We start from the raw sequence: 24867 nt of genomic DNA on the forward strand, positions 1-24867 counted from the left end.
GGGTGGGGCCACGGCAGGGGAACATCCGTCATGCGCTTTGTGGCCGGCATCGCCGACGCCCGTTGTAAGATCGGATCAGCCCCGGACGCATAATCGGGAATGCGGTAACCAACCCGCGTATCAGAGCTTGATCACCGACGTCTCTCAGGCCCCACCTCCACCTGTGTGCGGATGCACACGCACCGTTCTTTGCCGAACGGATGATGCCACGCGCCCTGAGTGTTGACAGCGGACATCAGAGCGCTGTTTTCAGCCCACGTCGCCCCAGGGCATGAGTTCGCCGACGCGGTTGGCCGGGTGACCGTTGGCGAGGCTCGAGAGAGTGGCGGTCAACCAGGCGTTCGGATCGATACCGTTCAGTTTGCAGTTTTCAATGAGCGTGGCGATCACCGCCCAGTTGTCGCCGCCTTCGTCGGAACCGGCGAACAGGGCGTTTTTGCGATTGAGGGCGAGCGGGCGGATGGAGCGCTCGACGGTGTTGTTGTCGAGATCGATGCGGCCATCATCAAGGAACCGGAGGAGGCCATCCCACCGGGTGAGCGCATAGCGGATCGCTTCACCGAGCCTGCTCTTGGTGCTGACCTGCCGGCCACGGGTGTCGAGATACTGGTGGAGATCGTCCACGATGGGCCTGCTCCGTGCATTGCGGACGGTCTGGCGTTGCCGCGCCGACGATCCCCGCACTTCGTCTTCGATGGCATAGAGTTCGGCGATGCGGCGCAGCACATCTGATGCGACCGGCGAGCTGTCTGCCAGTTCGTAGAATTTGCGTCGCACATGCGCCCAGCAGAACGCGAGGGTCACGTCGCCGCGACGGCGGGCAAGAGCAGCGTAGCCGCCATAGCCATCGACCTGCAGAATGCCTGCAAAACCCTCGAGATGCGCTTCGGGCCGTTCGGCCTTGCGATCGGCGGCATAGACGTAGGCGACCATCGGGGGATCGCTGCCGCCCCAGGGTCGATCATCGCGGGCATAGGCCCATAGCTGACCGGTCTTGGTTCTGCCTCGTCCTGGATCGAGCACCGGTGCCGTGGTCTCGTCGGCGAACAAGCGCCCAGATCGTCGCATTTCTTCGAGGACATGATCGCGCAAGGGTCGCAGATACCAGGCCGCCCGGCCAACCCAGTCGGCAAGCGTCGAACGGTCAAGCTGAACGCCCTGCCGGGCATAGATCTGTGCCTGCCGGTAAAGCGGCAGGTGATCGGCGTACTTGGAGACCAGCACCTGCGCGATCAGCGTTTCGGTCGGGATGCCGCCCTCGACGATGCGGGCCGGTGCTGGAGCCTGGACGATGGCGCTCTCGCACGATCGGCAACCGTAGCGGGGACGACGCGTGACCAGCACGCGGAAGGTTGCCGGAACCACGTCGAGGCGTTCGGAGACATCTTCGCCAATCTGGTGGAGAGCACCGCCGCAGCAGGGGCAGTCATGGCTCTCAACATCGACAACCTGCTCGATCCGTTCCAGATGCGTCGGAAGCGAACCACGGTTGGTCTTGCGCGGGCGCTCGGCCTTCTGCTTGCTCGCCTGCTCCTGCGCGTGTTCGGCTGCGGCCAGGGCTGCTTCGACTTCCTCAAGGGCAAGCTCGAACTGGTCGGGATCGAGTTGCTCGGAACGGCGACCGAACCGGTGACGCTGCATCGCTTCGATGATCGCGCGCAGGCGCTCGACCTCATCGCGGAATGTCTTGAGCGTATCGAGCTCACGGGCCTGTTCGAGCACGAGCGCTCGCAGCGCTTCGACGTCTTCGGGCAGGTCCGCTTCTATCAGCATGGAGACACTGAATCAGTGGTGCGGTATCCCGTCAAGCGGCAATCTGCGGCGCCTTCGGACGACGTCCGCCATGGACACGCCGCCAGTCCAGTCCCTCCAGCAAAGCGCCCAGTTGTGCCGCTGTAAGGCGCATTACACCATCGCGGATGCCGGGCCACTTGAAGCCGCCCGTCTCCATCTTCTTGGCCATCAAACACAGGCCCGTGACATCCCACCAGATCATCTTGATCCGGTCGGCGCGCTTGGCCCGGAACACATAGATCACGCCGGAATAGGGCTTGCCGCCATACTCGGCGGCCACCAGTGCCGCGAGCGAGTCCGGTCCCTTGCGAAAATCTACCGGGCGCGTTGCGACCATCACCTTTGCGCCAGTACCGGGCCCGATCATCGCGTCTCTCGCAGCGCAGTGATCACTGCCGAAATCGTGCCCGCATCCGCTCCGCACCCGATCTTCACCGTGATCCCGTCCACTTCCAGTTCCACCGTACTGGCCTTGCCGCGGCGTCGCCGTCGTGTCGGCTTGTGCCTTGGTGCCGGATCGGGATCGGGCATCGCATCGATCACCGCCGGAACGAAGGTCTGCTCCGGCTTTGCAGTCTCAGGAACTATGAGACCGTGTTCTTCCATCTGCGCACGCAACTGGCGACGCCAGGTGAAGAGTTGCGAAGGAACCAGGCCATGACGGCGCGCGACCGCGCTCACCGACTGCATCCCCGAATAGCTCTCGGCGACAATCGAGGCCTTCACCTCCGGCGGCCAGTCCCGACGCTTGCCCGCGCCGGTGAACACCTCAAACCGCTGAACACCGTTAGTGCCAGTATCGTCACATGACATCGTCATAGCACCAACGCCCCTCCCGCAGATTAGGGCGCGGAAACTCGACGCTTCAGATTATCTGCGCAAGGTGGAGACGCGACAGCGCTCTGATGTCCGCTGTCAACACTCAGGGCGCGTGGCATCATCCGTTCGGCAAAGAACGGTGCGTGTGCATCCGCACACAGGTGGAGGTGGGGCCTGAGAGACGTCGGTGATCAAGCTCTGATACGCGGGTTGGTTACCGCATTCCCGATTATGCGTCCGGGGCTGATCCGATCTTACAACGGGCGTCGGCGATGCCGGCCACAAAGCGCATGACGGATGTTCCCCTGCCGTGGCCCCACCCCCGCCTGTGCGCGGGAGTCTTGAGCAGCCTCAGGCTGTTTGCACCTCCCGAGCCACTGCCCACATGAAGCCAGCCAGTTCGCGGGCGACCGCCGTGCATACCACGGTCGTCTTCTTGCCGTTCGCGCTGAGCGCGCGATACCGCCCGGTCAGGCGGCTCTGCGCCTTCCACGCGATCTCGCGGACCTTCGGTGTGGTCTGTTCGAGGAGATATAGCTTCTTTGCACCCACTCGAGGCGGGTGACGGTAGGTCCACGCGCTCTCGACCAGCATATGTCGAACGCGGCTGTTGCCAGCCTTGGTAATGCCGCCGCGCCGGATCGTGTCGCCGGTGGACCGTTCGCTTGGCACCAGGCCGAGATATCCCATGAGCTGCCCAGGGCTGTCGAAGCGTCGCACGTCACCAACTTCGGTGGCGAACGTCACTGCGACGATCAGATCGACACCGCGTAATGCTTGAAGAGCCCGGACGACGGGCGCCAATGACCAGCTTGGCAGGAACTCAACGATCGCAGCCTCAATGCGGTCGATCCGCTCCTTCGATATCCGCACAGCATCGACGAGTTCCTGCAACGCAATCTGGTGGGCAGGATGTTCAAAGCGCTGTTCCTGAAGCCACCGCAGATACCGCATCGACCAGCTCTTCTTGCGCGGATAGATCCGGCCATGCTTCAGCATGAAGGCGCTGACCTGTTGGCGATGAACGCGTTGCGCTTGGACCGCGGCCGATCGCGCGCGGACAAGGTCGCGCATCGCTTCATGCCCCTCGTCAGGAACCCAGACCGGCGTCAGCTCTCCGGCCCGCAAAAGCTTGGCCAGCCCTACCGCATCGCGCCGGTTGGTCTTTACCCGGTCGCCAGGTCTCCTTGGGATCAACGAGGGTGCAACGACGTCGCAAGAATGCCCCATGCCGGTGATGAGACGGAAGAGGCCGTAACCGGTGGGTCCGGCCTCATAGCAGAAATGCGCTCGCCCGTGCTTCGCGGTAATCCGCTGCACCGCCCGCCGCATCGCATCGGGCGCGGCGTCCACTTCACCGAAATACCTGACCTCACCGCCACGCTCGCTGTCGGCAATCGCAATAGCGTTGCGCGACTTTGCCACGTCGATCCCGACGAAAACATCTGTATGCTGATCCATGGCTCGTCCTCCTGTGATGAGGATCGGCTCGGCCACCCCGAGCAACCCTCGGAAGTACAGTGTAGGGCGAGCCAACTCAAACACCGAGACGGACATACGGTCTTACGAAGAAGCAGCACCATAGCCACAAGAGACCCTTCGTTTACAAGGGCATGCAAAACGTCCCGCCCGCCATCCCCATGGCTCGAATTCCACTGATTTTCGAAAGGCGCGATATGCTCGGCGGCAAGTGAGGTCCCGATCGCAGCGATGACCAGAACTAACAGCCAGGCCGGCGAACTATCCGAGGACACGATCGCCGTAGCGCCCCCGACAAAACCAAAAAAATAGAGTGGGGCATAGAGATAACGAAAAACGACCACTGGAGCCTCCATCAAACGATGGATCCATTTACGCTCCCGTCGCCCACCGGTCTTGAACGTTTCGGTGGTGTTTTAACGCACGATGGTAATCGCGATTTTTGCAAGACCCAGTGATGGCGTCACGCCGAACCATTCGACCAAACGACGGGTAAAGTGCGCTTGATCGGAAAACCCACCCGCGGCCGCTGCGGCAGCGACACTATGAGATTGGTCGAAGCTCTCGATGGCACGCTGAACCTGTAACCATTGCAGGAGCTTGGTTGTCGGCACTCCAAAATCCCGAACCGCAATCTCCCGCATCCGCGTGGTGGAAACGCCAACGGCTTTGGCCAATTCCGAAGGGGTTGCCCCGGGTCCGATCCGTTGCAGCGCAGAGCGGAGGCGCGGGTCGATTCGCCTCGATCTCTTTCGGTTCAAAAAACCCTCTATCCATTTGCGTGCGTCGTTCCCGGATCGAACCAGAGCCAATGCATTCGCTTCAGCGGTCGAAAGCCGTTCCAGTCCAACACTCTTATTGAGGTCACGGGTTCCCATGAAAAACGGATCGACATACAGATTTGGCAGGATGGCACCGGATGGCGTCAAGCGGTGAACCGTGGTGGCAGGGATGAGAACGGCTTCACCGGGCGACAAGCGAAGATCTCGGTCAGCGGTAATGCTGCAAGAGTCGCCCAGCGAAAGACTGATCTGGTGTGCCAGATGACTGTGCGGCCGGTTCTCTCCTGTTTGGGCGTCGAGAAGTGCCCATCCAAATCCGAGCATCATGCTGCCCTCCCATGGAGCGTCGGTGCTTCTCAAAGAGCGATTTCGTCTTAGCTGCTGTGCAATCGGACGTTCCTTTCTGAGAGATCTCAACGCGTTCCCGACTCTCCTCAAGTCTCTTTCAAAGACCGCTCACTGCGCCGGATATCCGCGAGAATGATCTTGCTGACTGGCAGCGCCGGCATCCGGGAACGATCGATGCGCAGATTCTGCGCGGGAAGCCGATATTCCATTTCGCAAAGAAGCATTCGCAACGAGCGCTCCATCACTTCGAGCACGACTGTCTCACCGGGGCAGCGATGATTTTTCGAGACATCGCCGCCGCCCTGAGGGATTAATGCGAACGCGGAAAAGTCTTCCTTGCGAAAGCGATCCGGATTGACGATTTCCGGCTCGTTCCAGAGATGAGGATCAGTGTTGGTTGCGTGTAAGTCGAGCAGGAAACGTCGGCCGGCGGGAAAACGGACATTTCGCCAGCGAAAGTCCTTTCGGCTCCTGGCAGCGACCGCAGGGAAGAACGGATAGAACCGGCGCACTTCCTGCACGAAACGGCCTAACTCAGAGCGATCGGATGCAGGGGTCGGAGCCACATCGGGAAATGAATGGAGAGCATGCGCCAGGAGAGTGATATAGACAGACGTAGCGACGGTTGGGCGCAGAACGTTCAGCAGTTCGACGGCAGCGATCCTGGGACTTAGCAGCGCACCATCCTCATCCCGGTGCGCAGCAATCACAGCCAGCGCCGATTCAGCGGGTGGGACCAGACGGCGGTCACGCGCATCCTTGATGACGCGAGCAAGCCACGCTTCGGAACGGCTGCGAGCGCGCCGGGCCCGAAAATGGCCCAAGCCGAGCGCGGCCGCGCGGTCGAAGAGTAGAACAAGGTCGCGAGTTCGCTTGATGCGCTCTTCAGCCGGTAGTGGCACACCGGCCCAGTCGCACACTGCTTCGGCCAATATGGGATGCAGCGCTTCGTAGAAGATTACCTGCGATTCCCGGGTCCATGCCGGGAGCTGGGCCAACCACATTTTCTCGAATTTCTCTCCCAGAGCCTCGACACGCTCTTGCGTCAGCAACGACACGAACATTTCCTTGCGCCGCAGATGCCGCTCGCCATCCAGACCCTGGACTCCGCCCTTGCCAGTCAAAGTCGCCCGAACCGGTTCCGGCATCGCGCCGTCGCGCGACATTCGCGCTTTATCGTAGAACATCTCGGCCGCAGCTTCGCCGCGCAGGCACACAGTCCGCCGGAGCAACAGGCGGGTTTCGAACATATTGCCACCGGTTCGCGAGCAGACCGTGTTTACGAAGTCATAGGGCCGCCTCAGGAAATGGAGTGTGCTGTCGAAGGGCCCTCGCGGTATGAGTTCTTCGCTCTGTTTTATGGAACGTTTCATAGACCAATACCGTCCTCTCGATTTGGCATATCGGTGCCGAGCCAGGCACGGCAAAACCAACCGGCGCGCTTTTGATTATGCTCCCGCCGATAAGTCTCGCATTGCCCCTTATGCTGCGATCAATCCTGCGGCTGCGGTGTGACGCGCAGATAAGGTTTTACCGTCTCCCAGCCTTTGGGGAATTTCTCACGCGCTTCTTCATCGCTGAGCGAAGGCACGATGATGACGTCCTCGCCCTGCTGCCAGTTCACAGGTGTGGCCACGCTGTGGTCCGCCGTCAGTTGCAGCGAATCGATAATCCGCAAGATCTCTTCGAAATTTCGTCCCGTGCTCGCGGGATAAGTGAGCGTAAGTTTCACTTTCTTATCGGGACCGATGATGAACACCGAGCGGACGGTGAATGAATCATCAGCCTGCGGATGGATCATTCCATAGAGATCAGCGATTTCACGATCCGGGTCCGCGACCAGCGGAAAGTTGAGAGCATGACCCTGGGTTTCGGCAATGTCGCCCGCCCAAGCTCGATGATCTTCGAGCGGATCGACGCTGAGACCGATCACTTTGACGCCGCGTTTGTCGAATTCAGGCTTGAGGCGGGCAACCTCACCAAGTTCCGTCGTGCAAACAGGAGTGAAATCCGCAGGGTGCGAGAACAGCACCGCCCAGTCGTCACCCATCCATTCATGGAATTTGAGCGTGCCATCGGTTGTGTCGGCCTCGAAATCGGGTGCGGTGTCGCCAAGTTGAAGTGTCATTGAAAATCTCCTGTGGTGAGCGCTAAAGCAACGCAGCTACACGTACAGATGGGTGCTACAGTTGCTGTAGGTGCAACCGAGATCGCGACCAAGCGGCGTTCAGACGCGATAGACGGCATCGCCAGCGTGCTGGTGTGGCGACCTTCCGCGCTATGCGGAAGCGTTCGTCTTTTCTCATTGCGTCCGGTCTTAATCAGCTCGTATTCGCGCTGGTTTCAGGCTGGTCTTCGCCCACCAGGATCAAAAGCCCCAGTCCCGCTACGATCGCGACGTCGGCCAGATTGAATGATGGCCAATGAAAATTGTCCCAGTACAAATCGATAAAGTCCCTGACGGCGCCAAACATCAGCCTGTCTGCAACGTTGCCGAGCGCTCCGCCAATCGCCAAGCTCAAGCCGAGCGCATGGATGGGGGATCGGGTTCTCATCAGCCAAATCCCGAGCATGCCCGAAAGCAGAACGCCGATCGCGATAAGGATCACGGGGGCTGCTCCACCGGCCAGTCCGAAAGCCACGCCGCTATTGGCGATGGCGACTAGATTGAAGCCCGGGAACACTGCGATCACGTTACCCGAACCAACCAAAGAATGCGCCCAGGTTTTCGACAATTGGTCGAGGCCGAAGCTAACCAGAATCAAAACGGGCGCAAGCCGTTTCGCCGCGCTCAAGGTCATCGGACGCTGGATGGTGCATTCACGACCACCATCTTTTCTTCGCTCATATCGGCCATCGTGTAACCGATACCGCCTGTTCCGAGACCCGACTGACGGCGTCCTGCGAACGGCATCCAGTCGACGCGAAATGCGGTATGATCGTTGACCATTACGGCTGACGCGGCCAGCGCTTCGACGCAGTAATCGGCCCAGGACATTCGGTCGGTAAACACAGCCGCCTGGAAGGCGTAGGGAAGCGCGTTCGCCTGCGTGATCGCAGCATCGACGTCGTCGTATCCGTAAATGCAGACCACAGGGCCGAACACTTCCTTCCGCGATACATCGGCGTCGTCGGGCGGATCGACAAGGACCGTGGGCTGGTAAAGGGTAGAACCCGTGCGCTTACCCCCTGCGGCGAGCCTGCCGCCGCCCTGAACGGCTGCATCGACCCAGGATTCGACGCGGTCGACTTCGGCAGGACGAATGAGCGGACCGCATTGGGTTTCCGCATTGGTCGGATCGCCCACCGTCAGCGCTTCTGCTCCCGCAGCGAGCTCGGCAGCGAAGTCCGGCAATTCGGCGCGCGGAACGAACACGCGCTGCACCGAGACGCAGACCTGACCAGAATGATAAAAGCCCCCTTTCAGGAGCGGAGGAATTACCTTGGCGTGCGCAACGCTGTCATCGACGATGACCGGGGCCGCGCCCCCATGTTCCAGCGCCAAGCGGGTGCCAGGGGCCAGTTTGGAGCGGAGCATCCAGCCAACTCTGGCCGAACCGATGAAGGAGAAGAACGCAGTTCGTGGATCGGTGACCATTTTTTCGGCGACCTCGTCCGAGCACGGCACGAAACGGCACCAATCTTCATTGAGTCCGGCTTCATAAAGGATTTCGACGAAACTCTTGCAGGAGAGGGGCGTGTCCTTGGCCGGTTTCACCAGTACAGGGCATCCGGTTGCAACCGCCGGTCCCACCTGATGGGCGATCAGGTTCAGAGGATGATTGAAAGCGGAGATCGCCACGACCGGTCCGATCGGCTCACGGAAAGTATAGGCTTTGCGTCCTGCCCCCGCCTGCGTCAGGTCCATCGGGATTTCGCGCCCGCCGCTGGCGAATAATTCGTGTATGCACAGTTCGACGCTCTGAATGGCGCGACTGGTTTCCACGCGCGCGTCGATGATGGGTTTGCCGCCCTCGCGCGCAATCTGCATTGCCAGCGTCTCCGCGCGCTCGCGCATCAGCACGCTGGCGCGCTGCAGGATGGCGATGCGTTCATGGGCGGGGAGCCGCGCTTGCCGGTCTTCGTGCAGCGCGCGCGCCTCGTCGAGCCAACGATCGATTTGTGGCCAGTCGACCAGCTCCACGCTGCCAATGCATTCCTGGTCGTAGGGATTGAGGACCTGCCACGTCATTGGGGACACTCCATCGCCTTCAGTTCATCGATCAGAACCTTGCGGTTCTCGGAATAATCCACCGGTAAGTCGATGAGGTGAACGCCGCCGCTTTCGAACGCTTCATTCAACGTCGGTACCAGTGCTTCGCTGCTCTCGATCCGGTGGCCCGTCGCACCATAACTCTTCGCATAGGCAACGAAGTCGGGGTTGGCGAAGCTCAGACCGTATTCGGGAAAGCCAAGTTCTTCCTGCTTCCATCGGATCATACCGTAAGCGGAATCATTGAGAATGAGTACGACAAGGTTGAGGCCGAGCCTGACCGCGGTTTCCACCTCCTGCGAATTCATCATGAACCCGCCATCGCCGCATACGGCGAGCACGCGGCGCTCGGGCGACAGCATCGCTGCCATCATCGCCGAGGGGAGACCCGCTCCCATCGTCGCCAACGCGTTGTCGAGCAGAATGGTGTTGGGCTCATGCGCGATATAGTTGCGGGCGAACCAGATCTTGTAGATACCATTGTCGAGCGCGACGATATCATCCCGGCCCATGACCGTCCGCACATCTGCAACGATGCGCTGGGGCACCATCGGAAAGCGGCCATCGTCGCTGCCTTGGCGGATGTGCGCGGCGATATTTTCGTGGACATTGGCGTAGGCTGCCGGGTCACTAGGGTGTTTTCCGCGTAGCCGGTTTCCCAGTCGCTCGACAGATCCGGCAATATCGCCAATGACTTCCAGCTGCGGAAAATAGACCTGGTCGACCTCTGCGGCCTTGTAATTTATATGGATAACGGTGCGTCCGTCAGGCTCCATGTAAAAGGGCGGTTTCTCGACCACGTCATGGCCGATATTGACGATCAGGTCTGCGCGATCGATGGCACAATGAACATAGTCATCCGACGATAGAGCCGCCGTTCCCAGATACAGGGGGCTTGCCTCATCGAGCACTCCCTTGCCCATCTGCGTATTAAAAAACGGAAATTGGGTATCGTCGACGAACTTTCGGAGCGCCTTGCAGGCGCTACGTCGGTTGGCCCCGGCACCAACCAAAAGCAGCGGGCGATCGGCGGCGAGAATTCGCTCGGCAGCTTCGTCTAGCGCGGCATCTCCGGCCACCGCATATTGGCGGGGGTGGGGCGCAACGACCGGTTCGGAGGTTTCTTCCTCGGCAATATCTTCAGGCAGTTCCAGCAGAACTGCACCGGGTCGCTCTTCCTGAGCTCTCCTGAAACCTTCGCGCACGAGCGAAGGAATGCGCTCCCCATTCACGATCTGCTTCGCCATCTTGCACAAGGGAGTGAAAAGCGAGACAACATCGACGATCTGGAACTGCGCCTGCTTCGAGACCTTGATGGGTTTTTGGCCGGTTATCATGACCAGAGGGAAAGCGCCCAGAGCGGCATAAGCTGCGGGCGTCGTGAGGTTTGTCGCCCCTGGTCCCAGCGTGGCAAGGCATACGCCGGCTTTACCGGTAAGACGTCCATAGGTTGCCGCCATGAACCCTGCCCCTTGCTCGTGCCGGGTAACGATCAGACGGATCGACGAGGTCCGCAGTGACTCCAGAAGATCGAGGTTTTCTTCGCCCGGAACCGCGAAGATATACTCGACGCCTTCGGCTTCCAACGCGGCGACAAGAAGATCGGATGCTTTCATGGAATGGTTCTCGCATTGGTGAGGGCCTGGAGGCTGTCGGTGGCAGGTCTTCTGCTCGGCTACTGATTCAGGCTGTGACGGTGAATTGCCCCATCATGCCGGCATCTTCGTGCTCGAGGATGTGGCAGTGGTACATGTAAGGCAAATCCGGGTCGGTGTAGTCCTCGAACCGCAAAAGGAGCCGCACGGTCTCGCCCGGATAGACGACGACCGTGTCCTTTAACCCCTGTTCCGCCGCCTCAGGTGCCCGGCCGTTCCGGTCGAGGATACGGAACTGCACATCATGAATGTGGAACGGATGCGCCATCATCGAGGCATTCTCGACCTGCCAGATTTCGGTGGTATTGACCCGCACTGTCTCGTCGATACGCTGCATGTCCATCGATTTGCCGTTGATGGTAAAACCGCCTCCACGCATCATGCGCATTCCCATGCCCATATCGAGAACGAAACGGCGCGTCCGGACCGCGTCGCCTGGATCGATCTGAGGCAAGGTAGCGAGCTGGCGCGGCATAGCGATCGCCCGCCTGCGGCTTGCGGCCGGCCGGATGTCCAGCACGGTAAAGCGACGCCTTTCATCCATCATACCGCCCATCATCCCATCGCGACGCTCCCGTTCGCCCATCATCCAATTGTCCACCGGCCGGTCGGAATCGCGCGTGGGTCCGGGCCCTCTCATTCCCCGGCCCCTATTTCCCATGCCCATGATTTCGAGCCCGTCCGCAAGCAGCGAAACCGGCCTTCCGTCGCTGACATCGACGATTACCTGCGCGCGTTCGCCCGGGGCGAGAACAACATTGTCGGTTGGCAGCGGCGCGGCGAGCAAACCGCCGTCGGTTCCGATCTGATGGAAGCTGCGGCCATCGTCGAACCCGAAACGGTAAAAGCGTGCGTTCGAGCCATTGACCAGACGCAGCCGAAGGCGATCAGACTTTGCTTCAAAGACGGGTTCGACGATGCCATTGACCAGCATCGTATCACCCATCATCCCCATCATGACATTGTGCATACGTGTGGAGTAAATGAGGCTTCCATCGCTCGCGAAAGCGCGGTCCTGAACGACCAGCGGTATATCATCGATGCCATAGTCGTTTGGAAGGTCGAGCGCCTCGCTCGCGCTGTCGCGGACGTAGATCATTCCGGCCAGACCCTGATAGACCTGTGGCCCAGAGCGACGGTGCGCATGCGAATGATACCAGAACATCGATGCGCGCTGGCGGACATCGAAACGCGCGGTCCAGCTGCCTCCTGGCTCGATCGGTTGATGCGGTCCGCCATCGGCGCGCGCAGGCAGATGAAAGCCGTGCCAGTGGACGGTCGCCGTTTCGGATAGATCGCTCGTGACATTCATCCGCACCGTATCGCCCGCGTTCAGTTCAAGCGTGGGGCCGAGATAGGGCTGGTTGATGCCGATGGTTGGCGTTTCGATCCCGTCAAAAAATTGCGAGACGCCGTGGCGCAGATTGAGATCGAAAACCCTCTCGCCGCCTTCTCGTTCGCCTGAATAAAGAGGAGGAATGAGAAGTTGCGAGCGTGCCGTTCCCGAAGCAAGCGTTGCTTTCTTGCCTATCAATAGGTCGCGCCCGGCATATGCGGCTATCCCCAATGCACCTGCGCCAAGCATCGCACCGCCAAGAATGGAACGTCTGTCGATCATATCGCTTTCCTGCGACCGGAGCGCCGCTAGCCGGATTCGGCTTGCGGCGTCCGCACTTGCAGGCCTTTCGTTCTGTTGCGCCAATAACCCAGCGTGATCAGGGCGAGTGTGAGGATTTGCGCTGCCACCGGCTCGAGTGCTGGTGCAATGCCCAGAATCGGAACGCGGGGCAGGTCCGGAAGCGGGGTGATGCCCAGCAGACCGGCTTCCTGGAGGCCCGAAATGCCCTTCCCGGCCAGAACGACGGCAAGAATGCCGATCAGGATCGAGCTGTACGCGAAGAAGGTTCCGATCGGCAGTCGGCGGCTGTAGCGCAGCATCGCCCAGGCGATTAGTCCGAGCAACACGACTGCGGAGGCGGCGCCGCCGAGAATTGCGTCGGCATGCCCCTGAGTCCAGAGCGCCGCGAAGAAGAGAATCGTTTCAAAGACCTCCCGATAAACCACCAGAAACGCCAGCCCGAACAGAAACCATGCGGACCTGCGCGAGAGAGCGTGCTGCATGGTTTTCTGGATATAGCGTTGCCATTCGCCGGCCTGCGACTTGCCGTGCATCCAAATACCGACCGACAGCAGGACGAGCGCGGCAAAAAGCGATCCGAACCCCTCTACGAGTTCACGGCCTGCTCCACTTATGCCGATCAGGTAAGTCGCTGCCACCCAAGTCAGGCCACCGGCGACAAGGGCCGACAGCCATCCGCCATGGACGAAGGGCAGAACTTCCGTTCTCTCGGCCTTGCGCAGGAACGCGATCATCGCGATCACGATCAGCAATGCCTCGAGCCCTTCGCGCAACAGGATCGCAAAGGCTCCTGCGAATGCCGACGCCTCACTGGCATTGTCCGGGGCGAGGACCGTCTCGGCGCGGTAGAAAAGAACGTCGAGCGCATTCACCCTTTGGGCGACGGCGGCCAGCGGATCCCCGCGACCTATTGCCGCTCGAAGCTCCGCCATGCCGGTTTCGACAGATGCGAGCAGGTCTGCATCGCGCGTGCTTAAAACGGCTTCCAATGGTTCGAAGCCATCCAGATAGGCCGAGAGTGCGAGTTCGCGCGCTTCGGCCTCATTACCCGCTTCGTAAGCGGCAAGACTTTGCTGCAAGCGTTTGCGTGCCAAAGCGAGTGAGCCGGTCGTATCGCTCGCCATGGCTTCGGGATGAGCCCGCAAATAGGCCATAACGGCATCGGCACGCTCGGTGCTGATCGCCTCGCCAAGGGTTGCCGGCGTAAGGCCGGATAGAGCGGCGAGGTCAGGAATACGCGCCCGGATTTCCGGATCGTCGTTCCAGATCCGTCTGCCGCGCTCCACATCCTCAAATGCGATCGACCCTGAATAGTAGGCCAGGCTCCAGCGATCTTCCGCCCCGAGATCGGAAAAGCCCGGCATGGCCGTTCCCTCCAGACCCTGTCCAATGACCTGGTAGAGCGCGAAAGCGCTTCGCTCGCGGGCACGGACGACGTCGTCGAACGCGATTGGCGGGGGATCGAGTCCCTCTGCCGCGGGGCCGTCGCCTCCTCCGCTCACGCCATGACAGCTTGCGCAGTTCTGGGCGTACAGCGCGGCACCTCGCGCGAGGTCGGGTGCCGCCTCGGGAGCAAGCGGAACGGGAAACGCCGCGATCAGCTCGCTTGCCAATCTGCGCGCGTCTCGTGCGACGACAGCAGGCTCCACCTTCGTCGAGATTGACTCGACGAGAGCCTCTGCCTCCGCAACCAGCTGGGCACGGTGCGCGTTTGCGGGCAGGGCAGCCATGCGTTCGGCTACCGAGGCAGAAAATTCCTGCATTTCGGCATACTCCAGCTCGTTCGTGACTTCACCGCCGCTAACGGCTTCGGTGTAATCCACGGCGATGTAATCGAGCAGGCGCCAGGTCGTCTGAACCGCGTCATGCGTGCCTGCAGAAGCGGGCATTGCGACTGCGATCGACAGGAAAGCGATCAATTGGACCGCAAAAGCACGTAGCGTCATTTGGAGGCGGCCTTTCCGAGAGCCGAAACATGCTGCGCGCGAAGTTCCTCGGTGGCACGCCGGACAATAAGATAGGCCGAATGCAGGAAGATCAGTGCGATCACCGCTGCGACCAGCAGATCGGGCCAGGCTTGCCCGGTCCAGGCGACCAGGGCAGCAGCGATGATCACTCCGACATTGGCGATCGCGTCATTGCGGCTGAACAGCCAGATCGCGGATACATGTGCGTCGCCTTCGCGAAACCGCATCAGCACAAGCGCCGCCGCGATGTTGACTATCAAGGCTGCGACGGCGATCCCGCCCATCAAGCCGGCTTCCGGCGCGACCGCGTTAAGCGATCGCCAGACCGCCAGACCGATCACTCCGAGGCCTAGTACGCCCAGAAACAGCCCCTGTGCCAGCGCGACCCGGGCGCGCGTGCGGGCAGTCCACGCAAGAGCAAGGATGCCGATGAGCGTGATCGATCCATCGCCGATGAAGTCGAGAGCGTCGGCCTTGAGCGCTTGGCTGTCCGCCAGAAACCCGCCGAAGGCCTCGAAAACGCCAAAGCCCAGATTGAGCAATACGACGATCCAAAGGGCGCGGCGATAGGCGGGGTCTGCGCCTGCTCTTTGCGTATCGCCTGTGCAGCCGCAATCCGATGTTTCGTTATTCGACATGAGGCATTAGGTAACACCTCTAGCAACTGTAGGAGCAAGCCAAAATTGCGAATGGTTCGCGGTTTCGGAGCTGGAGGAGTGAGTTCATGCTTATCGGAGGTCTTTCGAAGGCGACGGGCACCAAGGTCAATACGATAAGGTTTTATGAGGATATCGGACTGATGCCCGAAGCCGCGCGTACGGCAGCGGGGCAGCGAACCTACAAAGAGCAGGACGTCGAGCGCCTTTCCTTTATTCGGCATGCTCGAAAATTGGGGTTTTCGATCGATGAAACACGCTCGCTTTTAAGCGTGAAGGCGAGACCGGATCAGAGCTGTGACGAGGCGGGTGACATCGCTTTGCGGCACCTTCGAGCCGTGGACGAGCGCATCAGTCGGCTACAAGCGCTTCGTTCCGAACTGAGAAGTGTGGTCGCGGCCTGCACGGGCGGCGAGGTTTCCGAATGCAAAATCATCGAAACGCTTTCTCGAAACCCAGCCGCCTCTTCCGCGGGTCGCTGACGCGAAAGCTATAATGGGACTATGGACACCGAACCCAGACAGCAAAAAAAGTGCTTGCACCTCCAGTCGCTGGAAGCGTTATCATCGTGATAATCCAGATTCTGATGTCGTGATCTAGGATTGGATGGCTGATTATGACGGAACTTGGGTAATTTGAATATTAATCAGCTTTCGCCTTATAAGAACGCTGCATTCATTCCATGGAATTTGGTCGAAAAAGAAACTACTCGAACAATATTCATTGTCCGGACGCTTCGTGACAATATCACATTACAGCAACCGAGAAGATTTTTGTTTCAACTTTCGTTTCACCTTGTTAGGGGCCACAGGATGTTCGATCTGAACGCCTTGATTCCCGTCAGGATTGTCGCCGCCCTTTTGGCGGTCGCAGCGCTGATGGCGTCTCCGGCGGTCGAAGCAGCGCAATGTGCGGACGAGCTGTCAGAAATAGCCTATTCGGTCCAGATGTTCGACATTGATGCGGACGAGAGCCCGCAAAACGAAAGCCCGGAGCAGCAGGAATGCGCCCACGGGCATTGCCATCACGTCGCCGCAGCACTGAAATCGAAGCTTTTAAACGACATGCCCGACCGGCTTAACATCACGGTTGGGTCGCATATGGCCGAAGAATTATTCGGCGATGCGAGCAATTTACCCAAACGCCCTCCTCGCGCCTGACGACCGTCACTGCGCTGCTTGACGCAGCGCATTTCGATTTGTCAGCAGAGAGAGTTTTGAAAAATGCCAGCCATCAAATGGCGAGGGGCCCTGATAGCAGGGCTAACCCTCGCCGCAATTGTCACGCCTGTGGCAGCGCAGGAGCGGGAGCTTCTGACGCTCGACGAGGCGTTGGGCCGGACAGGCGTGGTTGCCGAACCCGCTAACACCGAGTTAAACCCGCGCATCGTCGGCCCTCGAGCGGAAGCCGAGGCGGCGCAGGCTCTTGTCGGACAGGCGCGGTTGCGGCCCAACCCTGAAATATCGCTCGAGGTCGAGAACATCGCCGGGAGTGGGGCCTTCTCCGGGCTAAGCGCCACCGAATATACGCTTGCTGTCGGACAGCGGCTCGAACTTGGAGGTAAACGCGGCACACGCGTCGAGGCTGCCCGGGCGCAGGCACAGCTGGCGGATCTGCGGGCTGACCTTGCGGGGGCCGAACTCGGATTTCTTGTCCGTGAACGCTACGTAGCAGCGGCTGCAGCAGCCTCGCGCGTCGAACTGGCCCTCGATGTGGTTGAGCGAAACGAAGAGCTCGCCCGCATTGCCGGTCTCCTCGTAGAAGTCGGGCGCGAGCCCCCGCTCCGTGCTCTTCGGGCCGAAGCGGCCTTGGCGGAAGCGCAAGCCGAACTTCAGGCCGCCGAAGCGACAAGTCTTGCAGCCCGAACGGCCCTCGCCTCGCTATGGGGCGATCAGGGGGCGCCGCCGCTTGTTCCGAGCAGGTTCCCCGGGATCGAACCGCCCGGTGCTGTAATGGCGACAGCAAGCGGTCTGCAATTGCGAGTGGCGCGTGCGGAAAGCACCGCCGCCGCCGCCGAGATCGATCGTGAGCGCAGCCTGCGCATTCCCGATCCCGTCGTTTCCGCCGGTGTTCGACGCTTCGAGGAAAGCAATGACAGTGCCTTTCTTCTCGGTGTCTCGATCCCGCTTCCCTTCTTGAATCGTAATCAGGGCAATATCGCTGCAGCCGAAGCAAGGCTGCGCGCCGCCAATGCTCGCGAGGCTGTAGCGTTGGCCGATTTCGAGCAAGCCGTGACGCGCGCACGATCGCAATATCTTGCTGCCGAAGCGCGCGTCGAGACGCTTTCCACGACATCACTCCCCCAGGCCGAGGAGGCTCTTCGGCTCGTCCGCATCGGTTATCGCAATGGCCGTTTTCCGTTGATCGAAGTGTTGAGCGCAGCCGAAGCGCGCGATGCCATTCGCGAGGCGTTGATTGCTGCGCAAGAAGACCGGGGACAAGCTGCCGCCGAACTGATCAGGCTGGCCGCACAATGAGGAATACCAAAATGAACCGCAAAAGACTGGCGATCATCGCCGGAATTGTCATACTTGTTTCGGCCTTGATGCTGATGTTCTGGCCTGACAGCCAGGTCGACACCCACGCGGACGAAGAGGTCGCAGAGACAGAACTGCCCGAGGGGCTCGTGCTAATCGAGCAAGAGCAGATCCGCACCGCCGAGATCGAGGTCGCAGCGGTGCAAACGGGTGCCGCTGTCGAACTCGTATTTCCTGCAACGGTTGCGGCAAGTCCGACCGCCAGCGCACGCATCGATGCACGGGCTTCCGGTGTCGTGCGCAGCGTTGGCAAGACGCTTGGCGATTATGTCCGGCAGGGCGAGACCGTCGCTCGGATCGAAAGCGCCGATGCGGCTGCACTCGCTTCCCAGCTTAGTGCCGCCCGCGCCCGCGTAACCGAGCTTTCGGCGGCCTATGAACGGGAGCGCCGGCTATTCGAAGCCAACGTGACCGCACGCCAGGATCTCGAAGCGGCGCGCGCCAATCTTGACGTTGCCCGTTCCGAACTGAACCGGTCGCAGGCGGCCGTCGCCGCGGCAGGCGTGAGCGGCGATGGACGCTCGCTCGCTGTCACCAGTCCGCTTTCGGGCCGTGTGACCGCCGCTCCAATCGTGCTCGGCTCGTTCGTCGACGCCGGGGAGGAGCTTTACAGCGTGGTCAATCCCAGCGGCTTGCAGATCGAGGTTGCGCTGCCTTCCGAAGATGCTTCACGCATCCAGCCTGGCGACGAGGCTGCGTTGATCCTCGGCGATGGAAGGGAGGTCGGCGCTCGCGTCCGGTCGGTAACGCCTTCGCTCGATGCCGAGAGCCGTAGCGCGACAGCGGTTCTTACCTTGACGCGCGCCGTTCCCGGTCTGCAGCCCGGATCGTTCCTTCAGGCGCGTATTCGCCCCTCGGGCGAATTGGACCAGAGCCGTATCGCGGTACCCGAAGATGCTGTGCAGGTGCTCGAAGGACGCGATGTTGTCTTCGTGCGGACACGACGCGGATTTCAGGCTCGGGAGGTCGAGATCGGCAGCCGGTCTGCCGGAATGGTGACGATCCTCTCCGGGCTCGAGCCCGGTCAGCGGATCGCGACTGCCAATGCCTTCCTGTTGAAGTCCGAGCTCGAAAAGGAGGGCGCAGAACATGGCCATTGATCAAACCACGGCATCTTCTCCCATGTCTTCGGACGAAGGTAGCCACCGTCACGGCCCGATCGGAGTCATCCTCGATGTCGCCGTTCGTTTCCGCTGGGCGATCATCGTCCTGACCGTGTTCGCAGCGATCTACGGAGCGTTCAATCTGGTGCGCCTGCCGATCGACGCGGTTCCCGACATCACCAACACGCAGGTCCAGATCAACACCAGCGCTGCCGCGCTCTCACCTTCGCAGGTCGAGACGCAGGTGACCTTCCCCATCGAAACCGGACTTGCCGGGATCGAAGGCCTGGAGATGACACGATCGATTTCGCGCAACGGCTTCAGCCAGGTCACCGCGATTTTCGAGGAGGGCACCGACCTCTACTTCGCCCGGCAGCAGGTGAACGAACGGCTCGCGCCGATTGGCGCTTCATTGCCCGAAGGAGCGGAGCCTACCATGGGGCCGATCTCCACCGGCCTTGGCGAAGTGCTGATGTATACGATCGAGTATGAGCATCCCGGTGGCAAGGGTGCGACCACTGGTGGCCGCACAGGCTGGCAGTCCGATGGCAGCTTCATCACCGAACGCGGCGACCGCCTCGAGAGTGAGGTGGCTAAGGCGGCCTATCTGCGCACTGTGCAGGATTGGGTGGTCGCGCCGTTGATGCGCTCGATCGACGGCGTGGCCGGCGTGGATTCGATTGGCGGGTTCGAAAAGCAATTCCTTGTTCAGCCCGATCCGGCACGTCTCACCGGCTATGGCCTGTCATTCGACTCACTCATCGATGCTCTAGAAGCCGCCAATCTGGCGGCAGGCGCCAATTTCGTCGATCGTGCCGACGAAGCCCTGCTTGTCCGCGTGGACGCGAGGCTGGGCAGCATTGCCGACATCGAAGAAGCCGTCATTGCGACCCGCGAGGGCGTGCCCATCCGCATCGGCGATGTGGCCGATGTGGAGATCGGCGGCGACCTGCGAACCGGTGCTGCTTCACTGAACGGTGAAGAGGCGGTGGTGGGAACCGTGTTGATGCGCGCGGGCGAGAACAGCCGGACCGTTGCGGCTGGTGCTGCCGAGAGACTTGAAGAGGTCCGCGCATCGCTTCCGGACGGAGTTGTCGCTGAGATTGTCTACAATCGTTCCTCACTAGTCGATGCGACGATCTCCACCGTCGAAAAGAACCTGCTCGAAGGCGCATTGCTCGTGATCGCCGTCCTGTTCCTCTTGCTCGGCAATATCCGCGCCGCCATAATCACCGCACTGGTCATTCCCGTTTCGATGCTGATGGCAGCGGTGGGGATGAACCGGCTTGGTGTCTCAGGTAATCTGATGAGCCTGGGCGCGCTCGACTTCGGGCTGATCGTCGATGGTGCGGTCATCATTGTCGAGAACAGCGTCGCCCGGCTTGCGGCCCGGCAACATCGCGAAGGACGCTTGCTTACCTTGGGTGAGCGGCTGACCGAAACGCGTCTCGCAGCGCAGGAAATGATCAAACCGACCGTCTACGGTCAGGCGATTATCTTCCTCGTCTTCGCGCCGCTGCTGACCTTTACCGGGGTCGAGGGCAAGACGTTCTCGCCCATGGCGATCACGATGCTGCTCGCGCTGGCTTCGGCCTTCGTTCTTTCATTGACCTTCGTGCCAGCGATGATTGCGGTCCTGCTCAACAAGAAGCTGACCGAAAAGGAGGTGAAGCCCATTCGCTGGGCCAAAGAGCGCTACGGTCCCGCCGTGCGCAAGGTCATTGCGCGGCCCTGGCCGATGATTGGTGCCGGGGTTGGTCTCTTCACAGTAGCGGTTTTTGTGTTCGGCTTTCTGGGCAGCGAGTTCACCCCGCAGCTCGATGAACGCGACATCGCGGTGCAATCCTTGCGCATCCCCTCGACATCGCTCGAACGCTCGCTGGCGATGCAGCGGCGGGTCGAAGACCGGCTCGAAGAGTTTCCCCAAGTTGATCTTGTGTTCTCACGGACGGGCACGGCCGAAGTCGCCAGCGATCCAATGCCCCCCAATGCTTCGGACGCTTATGTCATCCTGAAGCCTCGCGACGAATGGCCCGATCCCGATTTGCCGAAAGATGAGCTTGTTGGTGAAATGGAAAGCGCGCTCGGAGGCCTCATCGGCAATCTCTACGAGTTCAGCCAGCCTATCGAGCTGCGCTTCAACGAGCTGATCGCCGGTGTGCGCGGCGATGTCGCGGTCAAGCTCTACGGCGATGACCTCACTGCGCTCACCGAAGCTGCGGGCGAGGTCGCGGGCGTGCTTGGAGGTGTCGAAGGCGCCGCGGACGTGAAGGTGCAGCAGGTGACCGGCTTTCCTACGCTGGACATCGCCTTCGATCGCCCGACCATCGCGCGCTATGGTCTGACCGTCGAGGAAGTGGCACAGTCGGTTGCTATCGCGCTCGGCGGGCGGCCAGCAGGACTGGTGTTCGAGGGCGATCGCCGTTTCGATGTTGTCGTGCGCCTCGAGGATGCTACGCGCGACGATTTCGACCAGCTCGGCGCGCTCCCGATCGTGCTTGAAAACGGGGTCACCGTTCCTTTGCGGACATTGGCCGATTTTCAGGTCGTCGATGGCCTTGCCGAGGTTCGGCGAGAGCAGGGCCGAAGGCTTGTGATCGTCTCGGCCAACGTACGCGAGCGCGATCTCGGCTCCTTTGTTGAGGAAGCGCAGGAAAGGGTTTCGACCGGCGTCGATATGCCGCCGGCCTCCTTCATCGAATGGGGCGGACAGTATCAGAACCTGCAGGAAGCGCAGGCGCGGCTCACCATCGTCGTCCCGATTGCCTTCGCTCTGGTTCTCCTCTTGCTGTTCATGGCTTTGGGTGGATGGGTTCCAGCGCTTGCCGTGTTCAGTGCCATTCCCATGGCCTTGGCTGGCGGGGTGTTCGCTCTGGCGCTGCGAGGCTTGCCATTCTCGGTGTCGGCAGCGGTCGGCTTTATCGCGCTTTCCGGCGTGGCGGTGCTCAACGGTCTCGTCATGATGACCGCGATCCGGCAGCGACTCGACAGCGGGATGTCACTGGATGAGGCGATTGCCGATGGCGCGCTGGCGCGACTGCGACCGGTGCTCATGACCGCGTTGGTGGCGTCGCTGGGTTTTGTGCCGATGGCGATTGCCACAGGAACAGGTGCTGAGGTGCAACGTCCCTTGGCTACGGTGGTTATCGGCGGGCTGATCACAGCCACTGCGCTCACGCTGTTCGTTTTGCCAGCGATCGCTCGCCTGGTACTCGATGATGGCAAGGAGAAGCGAAGCTGGCGCCAAAGATGGTGGGACCGCCTGCGTCGCAACGTCACGCCTGAGGAACGTAAAGAACTTCGGGATGTTACTTGAAGGGGAGGGCTAATTGAAGTTAGCTAGGTCAATTTGTCTGCCTCAGATCGCTTCGGGACTGACAAGTCTCGAAGCGATCCGGTATCGGACTCAATTGCGGGCGCGCGGAGCCTCGGCAGAACGCCCGGCTGCGATACGGGCACGGCGTGGGTGTTTTTCGCCGATGGCTTCTATGCAGAGGTGCAACCTTCGGACGGTGATCTGTCCGCTGTCGGCATCTGGCGCGATGAGGGTGAGGCCATCGCATATACCATGACCATAAGCCCTTCGAACGGCATGCGCGGCCAATGCAAGTGCGCCATCTTACGATCGAAGATTGTAGCCCGGGACGGCCCTTCACCTGCAACTATCGAGGTTTCGAGCGCATCTTTTACCGCTGTCCAGAGGACGCGCCAAAGCCGCTCGACGGTCGCGCGGAACATTCAAGAGGAGAAATCGCCATGCTCACCGCAATCGAAGATAACGGTCTGTTGCTCATCAGGGCGGACGGAACGCTTTCCGATAGCGACTATGACCGCTTCGTTCCGTTTTTCGAGCGCGTCGCGGCGCGAGTTCCTGGGACGGTTCCGATGCTTATCGAACTTGCTCCCGACTTTTCTGGCTGGGATATGGGCGGTCTCTGGCGCGACCTGAAATTCGATGCGAAGCACAAGGACAGCTTCGGCCGGATCGCGATGGTCGGCGATAGTAGTTGGGAAGAGTGGGGCACCAAGCTTTTCGATCCGCTATTCCGCGCGGAGATGAGGTTTTTCACACCTGTCGAGCGGGTTGCCGCCGAAAGCTGGGCGAGAGACGGAAGGAATGCGTCATGAGCGGCGAAGGCGAACTCAACCTCGATTCGGCCGAAAAGCGCCGCACTCTCTGGATCGTTTTCTGGCTCAATGTGGCGATTGCGATAGGGTTTTTCATCACCGGGGTAATCGGCGATTCCAACGCGCTGATTGCCAATGGGCTCGACAATTCGTCGGACGCGATTGTCTATGCATTGAGCCTGCTTGCGCTCACCCGCTCCCGGGTCTGGAAGCGCGGAGCCGCGCGTTTTTCCGGGGTCATGCTGCTTGTGTTCGCAGGCGGTGTGATTCTCGATGCCATCCGGCGCTTCATGGAGGGTTCGGATCCGATCGGCGGCGTCATGATGGTGATGGCGCTGGTTGCCGGTGCGGTGAACCTCTGGTGCCTTTACCTGCTGAAACGTTTGCAGAATAAGGATGTCAATTTACGTGCAGCCACCACGTTCAGTTTGAATGATTTCGTTTCGAACGGCGGGATTATCATAGCGGGTATCGTAGTGTTTTTCACCGGATCGAATTGGCCCGATCTCGTCGTCGGGATCGGTGTGGCCTGCATAGCGATCTACGGCGGCATCGAGATCCTGCGCGATGCGCATATGGACATCCATGAGGAAGAGGGCACAGAGCACGAGGGCTGGCGCAAGTGATCGCGGTCTGGGCAGCGGTTCTCCTCGCCGCCGTCTGGGCCGCTCATTGGGGCGCGGAACGCCTGTCCGCACCGCTCAAGAAATTACGCAAGCAATGGGGGTTCTCCGTCGCGGCGGGGGGCTCCTTTTTAGGTCTAGCCGCCGCTTCGCCAGAGATGGGCATCAATGTGACGAGCGCTGCTCGTGATGTGTCCGATATCGGCCTTGGCGCCATGCTGGGTTCGACCGTTCTGGTGATTCCGGTGATCGTGACGACCGCTTATCTGGCGACCCGTAAAGGGGCCCTTGAAGGTGCTGACAAGGAGCACAAGAAGCATCGTCGTGATCATTACGTCGCGGTCGATAAGGGGGCTCTTACCGTCCAGGCGCTGCCTTACCTGGCGATCCTCGCGGTCTTCGCTCTACTGACGCTTCCCGCCCCTTGGCGCGGGTTGCAGCCGATCGATGGATGGCTGCTGCTGATCGCGTATCTCGCCTATCTCCTTCAGGCTCTCGTTCGGGGCCGAGAGAAGGGAGAGGAGGTAGAGTGGAGTCTAAAGGAGAAATGGATGGCCATAGCGGGCGTCGGCGCCCTGGCGGTCGGGGCCTACTTCACCGTATTCTCGACCGAAAGGATCGTGAGCGCACTCGGCATCCCGAATATCGTCGGCGGTCTTTTCATCACTGCCGCCGTCGCATCGCTGCCCGAGGTGTTCACGACCTGGAGCGTCGCGCGCTCCGGTCAGGTGACCTCCGCCAGCACAAGCGTGATCGGCGACCATGTCGTGACCATGACGCTCGCCTTCATCCCGCTCACCATCATCGGAACGCCGATCGAGAATTTTCAACTCTTCTGGGTCAGTCTCGCGTTCGTCGTGCTGATGGCCGCGCTATACGCTCTCTTTCTTTCGTTGGGAGACGAAGAGAAAAGAGGCTTTGGTCGATGGCACATCTTCGCGTTCTGGGCAGCCAATGCGGCTTTTATTGCCGTAATATTCCTGTGGGTGAAGCCTTTGCAAGTCTCCGGAGGAGCCGGATGAGCAATGACAACCGAGATCAGGGTGAACGGAGCGGCCATAGCCACCGCGAAGAGGATCATGACGATCAGCCCTTGCTTATGAGGACATCTCCCCGAAAAGATT

At 60.7% G+C, this 24867-nt stretch carries 21 protein-coding genes; 8 read left to right on the plus strand and 13 right to left on the minus strand.

The window, feature by feature from the left end; translation table 11 throughout:
• Positions 1 to 249: 249 nt before the first annotated feature.
• From tnpC to A9D14_RS18890, 13 genes are all read right to left on the minus strand, one after another.
• Positions 250 to 1773, minus strand: coding sequence for an IS66 family transposase (gene tnpC, locus A9D14_RS18830; protein ID WP_066850908.1), 1524 nt, complete (start codon positions 1771 to 1773; stop codon positions 250 to 252).
• A 31-nt stretch (positions 1774 to 1804) separates the two neighbouring features.
• Positions 1805 to 2161 carry an IS66 family insertion sequence element accessory protein TnpB gene (tnpB, locus tag A9D14_RS18835; RefSeq protein ID WP_066850909.1) on the minus strand — a complete coding sequence of 119 codons (357 nt, stop codon included), beginning with the start codon at positions 2159 to 2161 and terminating at the stop codon, positions 1805 to 1807.
• Positions 2158 to 2562 carry an IS66-like element accessory protein TnpA gene (gene tnpA, locus A9D14_RS18840; RefSeq protein WP_232469027.1) on the minus strand — a complete coding sequence of 135 codons (405 nt, stop codon included), beginning with the start codon at positions 2560 to 2562 and terminating at the stop codon, positions 2158 to 2160. Before tnpA ends, tnpB begins: the two co-directional genes overlap by 4 nt.
• Positions 2563 to 2964: 402 nt before the next feature.
• Positions 2965 to 4074: an IS110 family RNA-guided transposase gene (locus A9D14_RS18845; RefSeq protein ID WP_066850731.1), complete on the minus strand. Its 1110-nt coding sequence runs from the start codon at positions 4072 to 4074 to the stop codon at positions 2965 to 2967.
• A 434-nt stretch (positions 4075 to 4508) separates the two neighbouring features.
• Positions 4509 to 5201 carry an AraC family transcriptional regulator gene (locus tag A9D14_RS18850; RefSeq protein ID WP_087910622.1) on the minus strand — a complete coding sequence of 231 codons (693 nt, stop codon included), beginning with the start codon at positions 5199 to 5201 and terminating at the stop codon, positions 4509 to 4511.
• A gap of 107 nt (positions 5202 to 5308) precedes the next feature.
• Positions 5309 to 6472, minus strand: a complete 1164-nt coding sequence (locus tag A9D14_RS18855) for a cytochrome P450 (protein WP_232469158.1) — start codon at positions 6470 to 6472, stop codon at positions 5309 to 5311.
• Between the two features lie 242 nt (positions 6473 to 6714).
• A complete protein-coding gene (locus A9D14_RS18860; RefSeq protein WP_063506149.1) occupies positions 6715 to 7350 on the minus strand; it encodes a peroxiredoxin in 636 nt (211 codons plus the stop codon).
• Positions 7351 to 7543: 193 nt separating this feature from the next.
• Positions 7544 to 8023 carry a signal peptidase II gene (lspA, locus tag A9D14_RS18865; RefSeq protein ID WP_063506150.1) on the minus strand — a complete coding sequence of 160 codons (480 nt, stop codon included), beginning with the start codon at positions 8021 to 8023 and terminating at the stop codon, positions 7544 to 7546.
• Positions 8020 to 9414 carry an aldehyde dehydrogenase family protein gene (locus A9D14_RS18870; protein ID WP_066850910.1) on the minus strand — a complete coding sequence of 465 codons (1395 nt, stop codon included), beginning with the start codon at positions 9412 to 9414 and terminating at the stop codon, positions 8020 to 8022. Before A9D14_RS18870 ends, lspA begins: the two co-directional genes overlap by 4 nt.
• Entirely contained in the window at positions 9411 to 11051 is a 1641-nt protein-coding gene (locus A9D14_RS18875; RefSeq protein WP_066850911.1) for an acetolactate synthase large subunit, read from the minus strand. Before A9D14_RS18875 ends, A9D14_RS18870 begins: the two co-directional genes overlap by 4 nt.
• A 67-nt stretch (positions 11052 to 11118) precedes the next feature.
• On the minus strand, positions 11119 to 12708 hold the full coding sequence (locus A9D14_RS18880) for a multicopper oxidase family protein (RefSeq protein WP_063506153.1): 1590 nt from the start codon (positions 12706 to 12708) through the stop codon (positions 11119 to 11121).
• A gap of 26 nt (positions 12709 to 12734) precedes the next feature.
• Complete coding sequence (locus tag A9D14_RS18885; protein ID WP_063506154.1) at positions 12735 to 14675, minus strand: cytochrome c/FTR1 family iron permease; 1941 nt, start codon at positions 14673 to 14675, stop codon at positions 12735 to 12737.
• Entirely contained in the window at positions 14672 to 15334 is a 663-nt protein-coding gene (locus A9D14_RS18890; protein ID WP_063506155.1) for a cation efflux transmembrane domain-containing protein, read from the minus strand. Before A9D14_RS18890 ends, A9D14_RS18885 begins: the two co-directional genes overlap by 4 nt.
• Before the next feature lie 86 nt (positions 15335 to 15420).
• On the opposite strand from A9D14_RS18890, the gene A9D14_RS18895 reads away from it, so the two are divergent.
• The 8 genes from A9D14_RS18895 (at position 15421) to A9D14_RS18935 (ending at position 24765) form a co-directional block, all read left to right on the plus strand.
• Positions 15421 to 15834 carry a MerR family transcriptional regulator gene (locus A9D14_RS18895; RefSeq protein ID WP_050600446.1) on the plus strand — a complete coding sequence of 138 codons (414 nt, stop codon included), beginning with the start codon at positions 15421 to 15423 and terminating at the stop codon, positions 15832 to 15834.
• A gap of 330 nt (positions 15835 to 16164) precedes the next feature.
• Positions 16165 to 16512 (plus strand): hypothetical protein, encoded by a 348-nt coding sequence (locus A9D14_RS18900; RefSeq protein ID WP_050600445.1) that lies wholly within the window; start codon positions 16165 to 16167, stop codon positions 16510 to 16512.
• 63 nt (positions 16513 to 16575) lie between these two features.
• The gene (locus A9D14_RS18905) at positions 16576 to 17829 is read left to right on the plus strand and encodes a TolC family protein (protein WP_050600444.1); all 1254 of its coding nucleotides are present in this window, start codon (positions 16576 to 16578) and stop codon (positions 17827 to 17829) included.
• Positions 17830 to 17840: 11 nt separating this feature from the next.
• Positions 17841 to 18989 carry an efflux RND transporter periplasmic adaptor subunit gene (locus tag A9D14_RS18910; protein WP_066850912.1) on the plus strand — a complete coding sequence of 383 codons (1149 nt, stop codon included), beginning with the start codon at positions 17841 to 17843 and terminating at the stop codon, positions 18987 to 18989.
• A gap of 22 nt (positions 18990 to 19011) precedes the next feature.
• Entirely contained in the window at positions 19012 to 22308 is a 3297-nt protein-coding gene (locus A9D14_RS18915; protein ID WP_066850913.1) for an efflux RND transporter permease subunit, read from the plus strand.
• Positions 22309 to 22748: 440 nt separating this feature from the next.
• Entirely contained in the window at positions 22749 to 23120 is a 372-nt protein-coding gene (locus tag A9D14_RS18925) for a SpoIIAA family protein (RefSeq protein ID WP_050600441.1), read from the plus strand.
• Positions 23117 to 23746, plus strand: coding sequence for a cation diffusion facilitator family transporter (locus tag A9D14_RS18930; protein ID WP_050600440.1), 630 nt, complete (start codon positions 23117 to 23119; stop codon positions 23744 to 23746). Before A9D14_RS18925 ends, A9D14_RS18930 begins: the two co-directional genes overlap by 4 nt.
• Complete coding sequence (locus A9D14_RS18935) at positions 23743 to 24765, plus strand: sodium:calcium antiporter (RefSeq protein ID WP_050600439.1); 1023 nt, start codon at positions 23743 to 23745, stop codon at positions 24763 to 24765. Before A9D14_RS18930 ends, A9D14_RS18935 begins: the two co-directional genes overlap by 4 nt.
• The last annotated feature ends 102 nt before the right edge of the window (positions 24766 to 24867 follow it).

Origin of the sequence: Croceicoccus marinus, from assembly GCF_001661675.2 — a bacterium.
Classification (GTDB): domain Bacteria; phylum Pseudomonadota; class Alphaproteobacteria; order Sphingomonadales; family Sphingomonadaceae; genus Croceicoccus; species Croceicoccus marinus.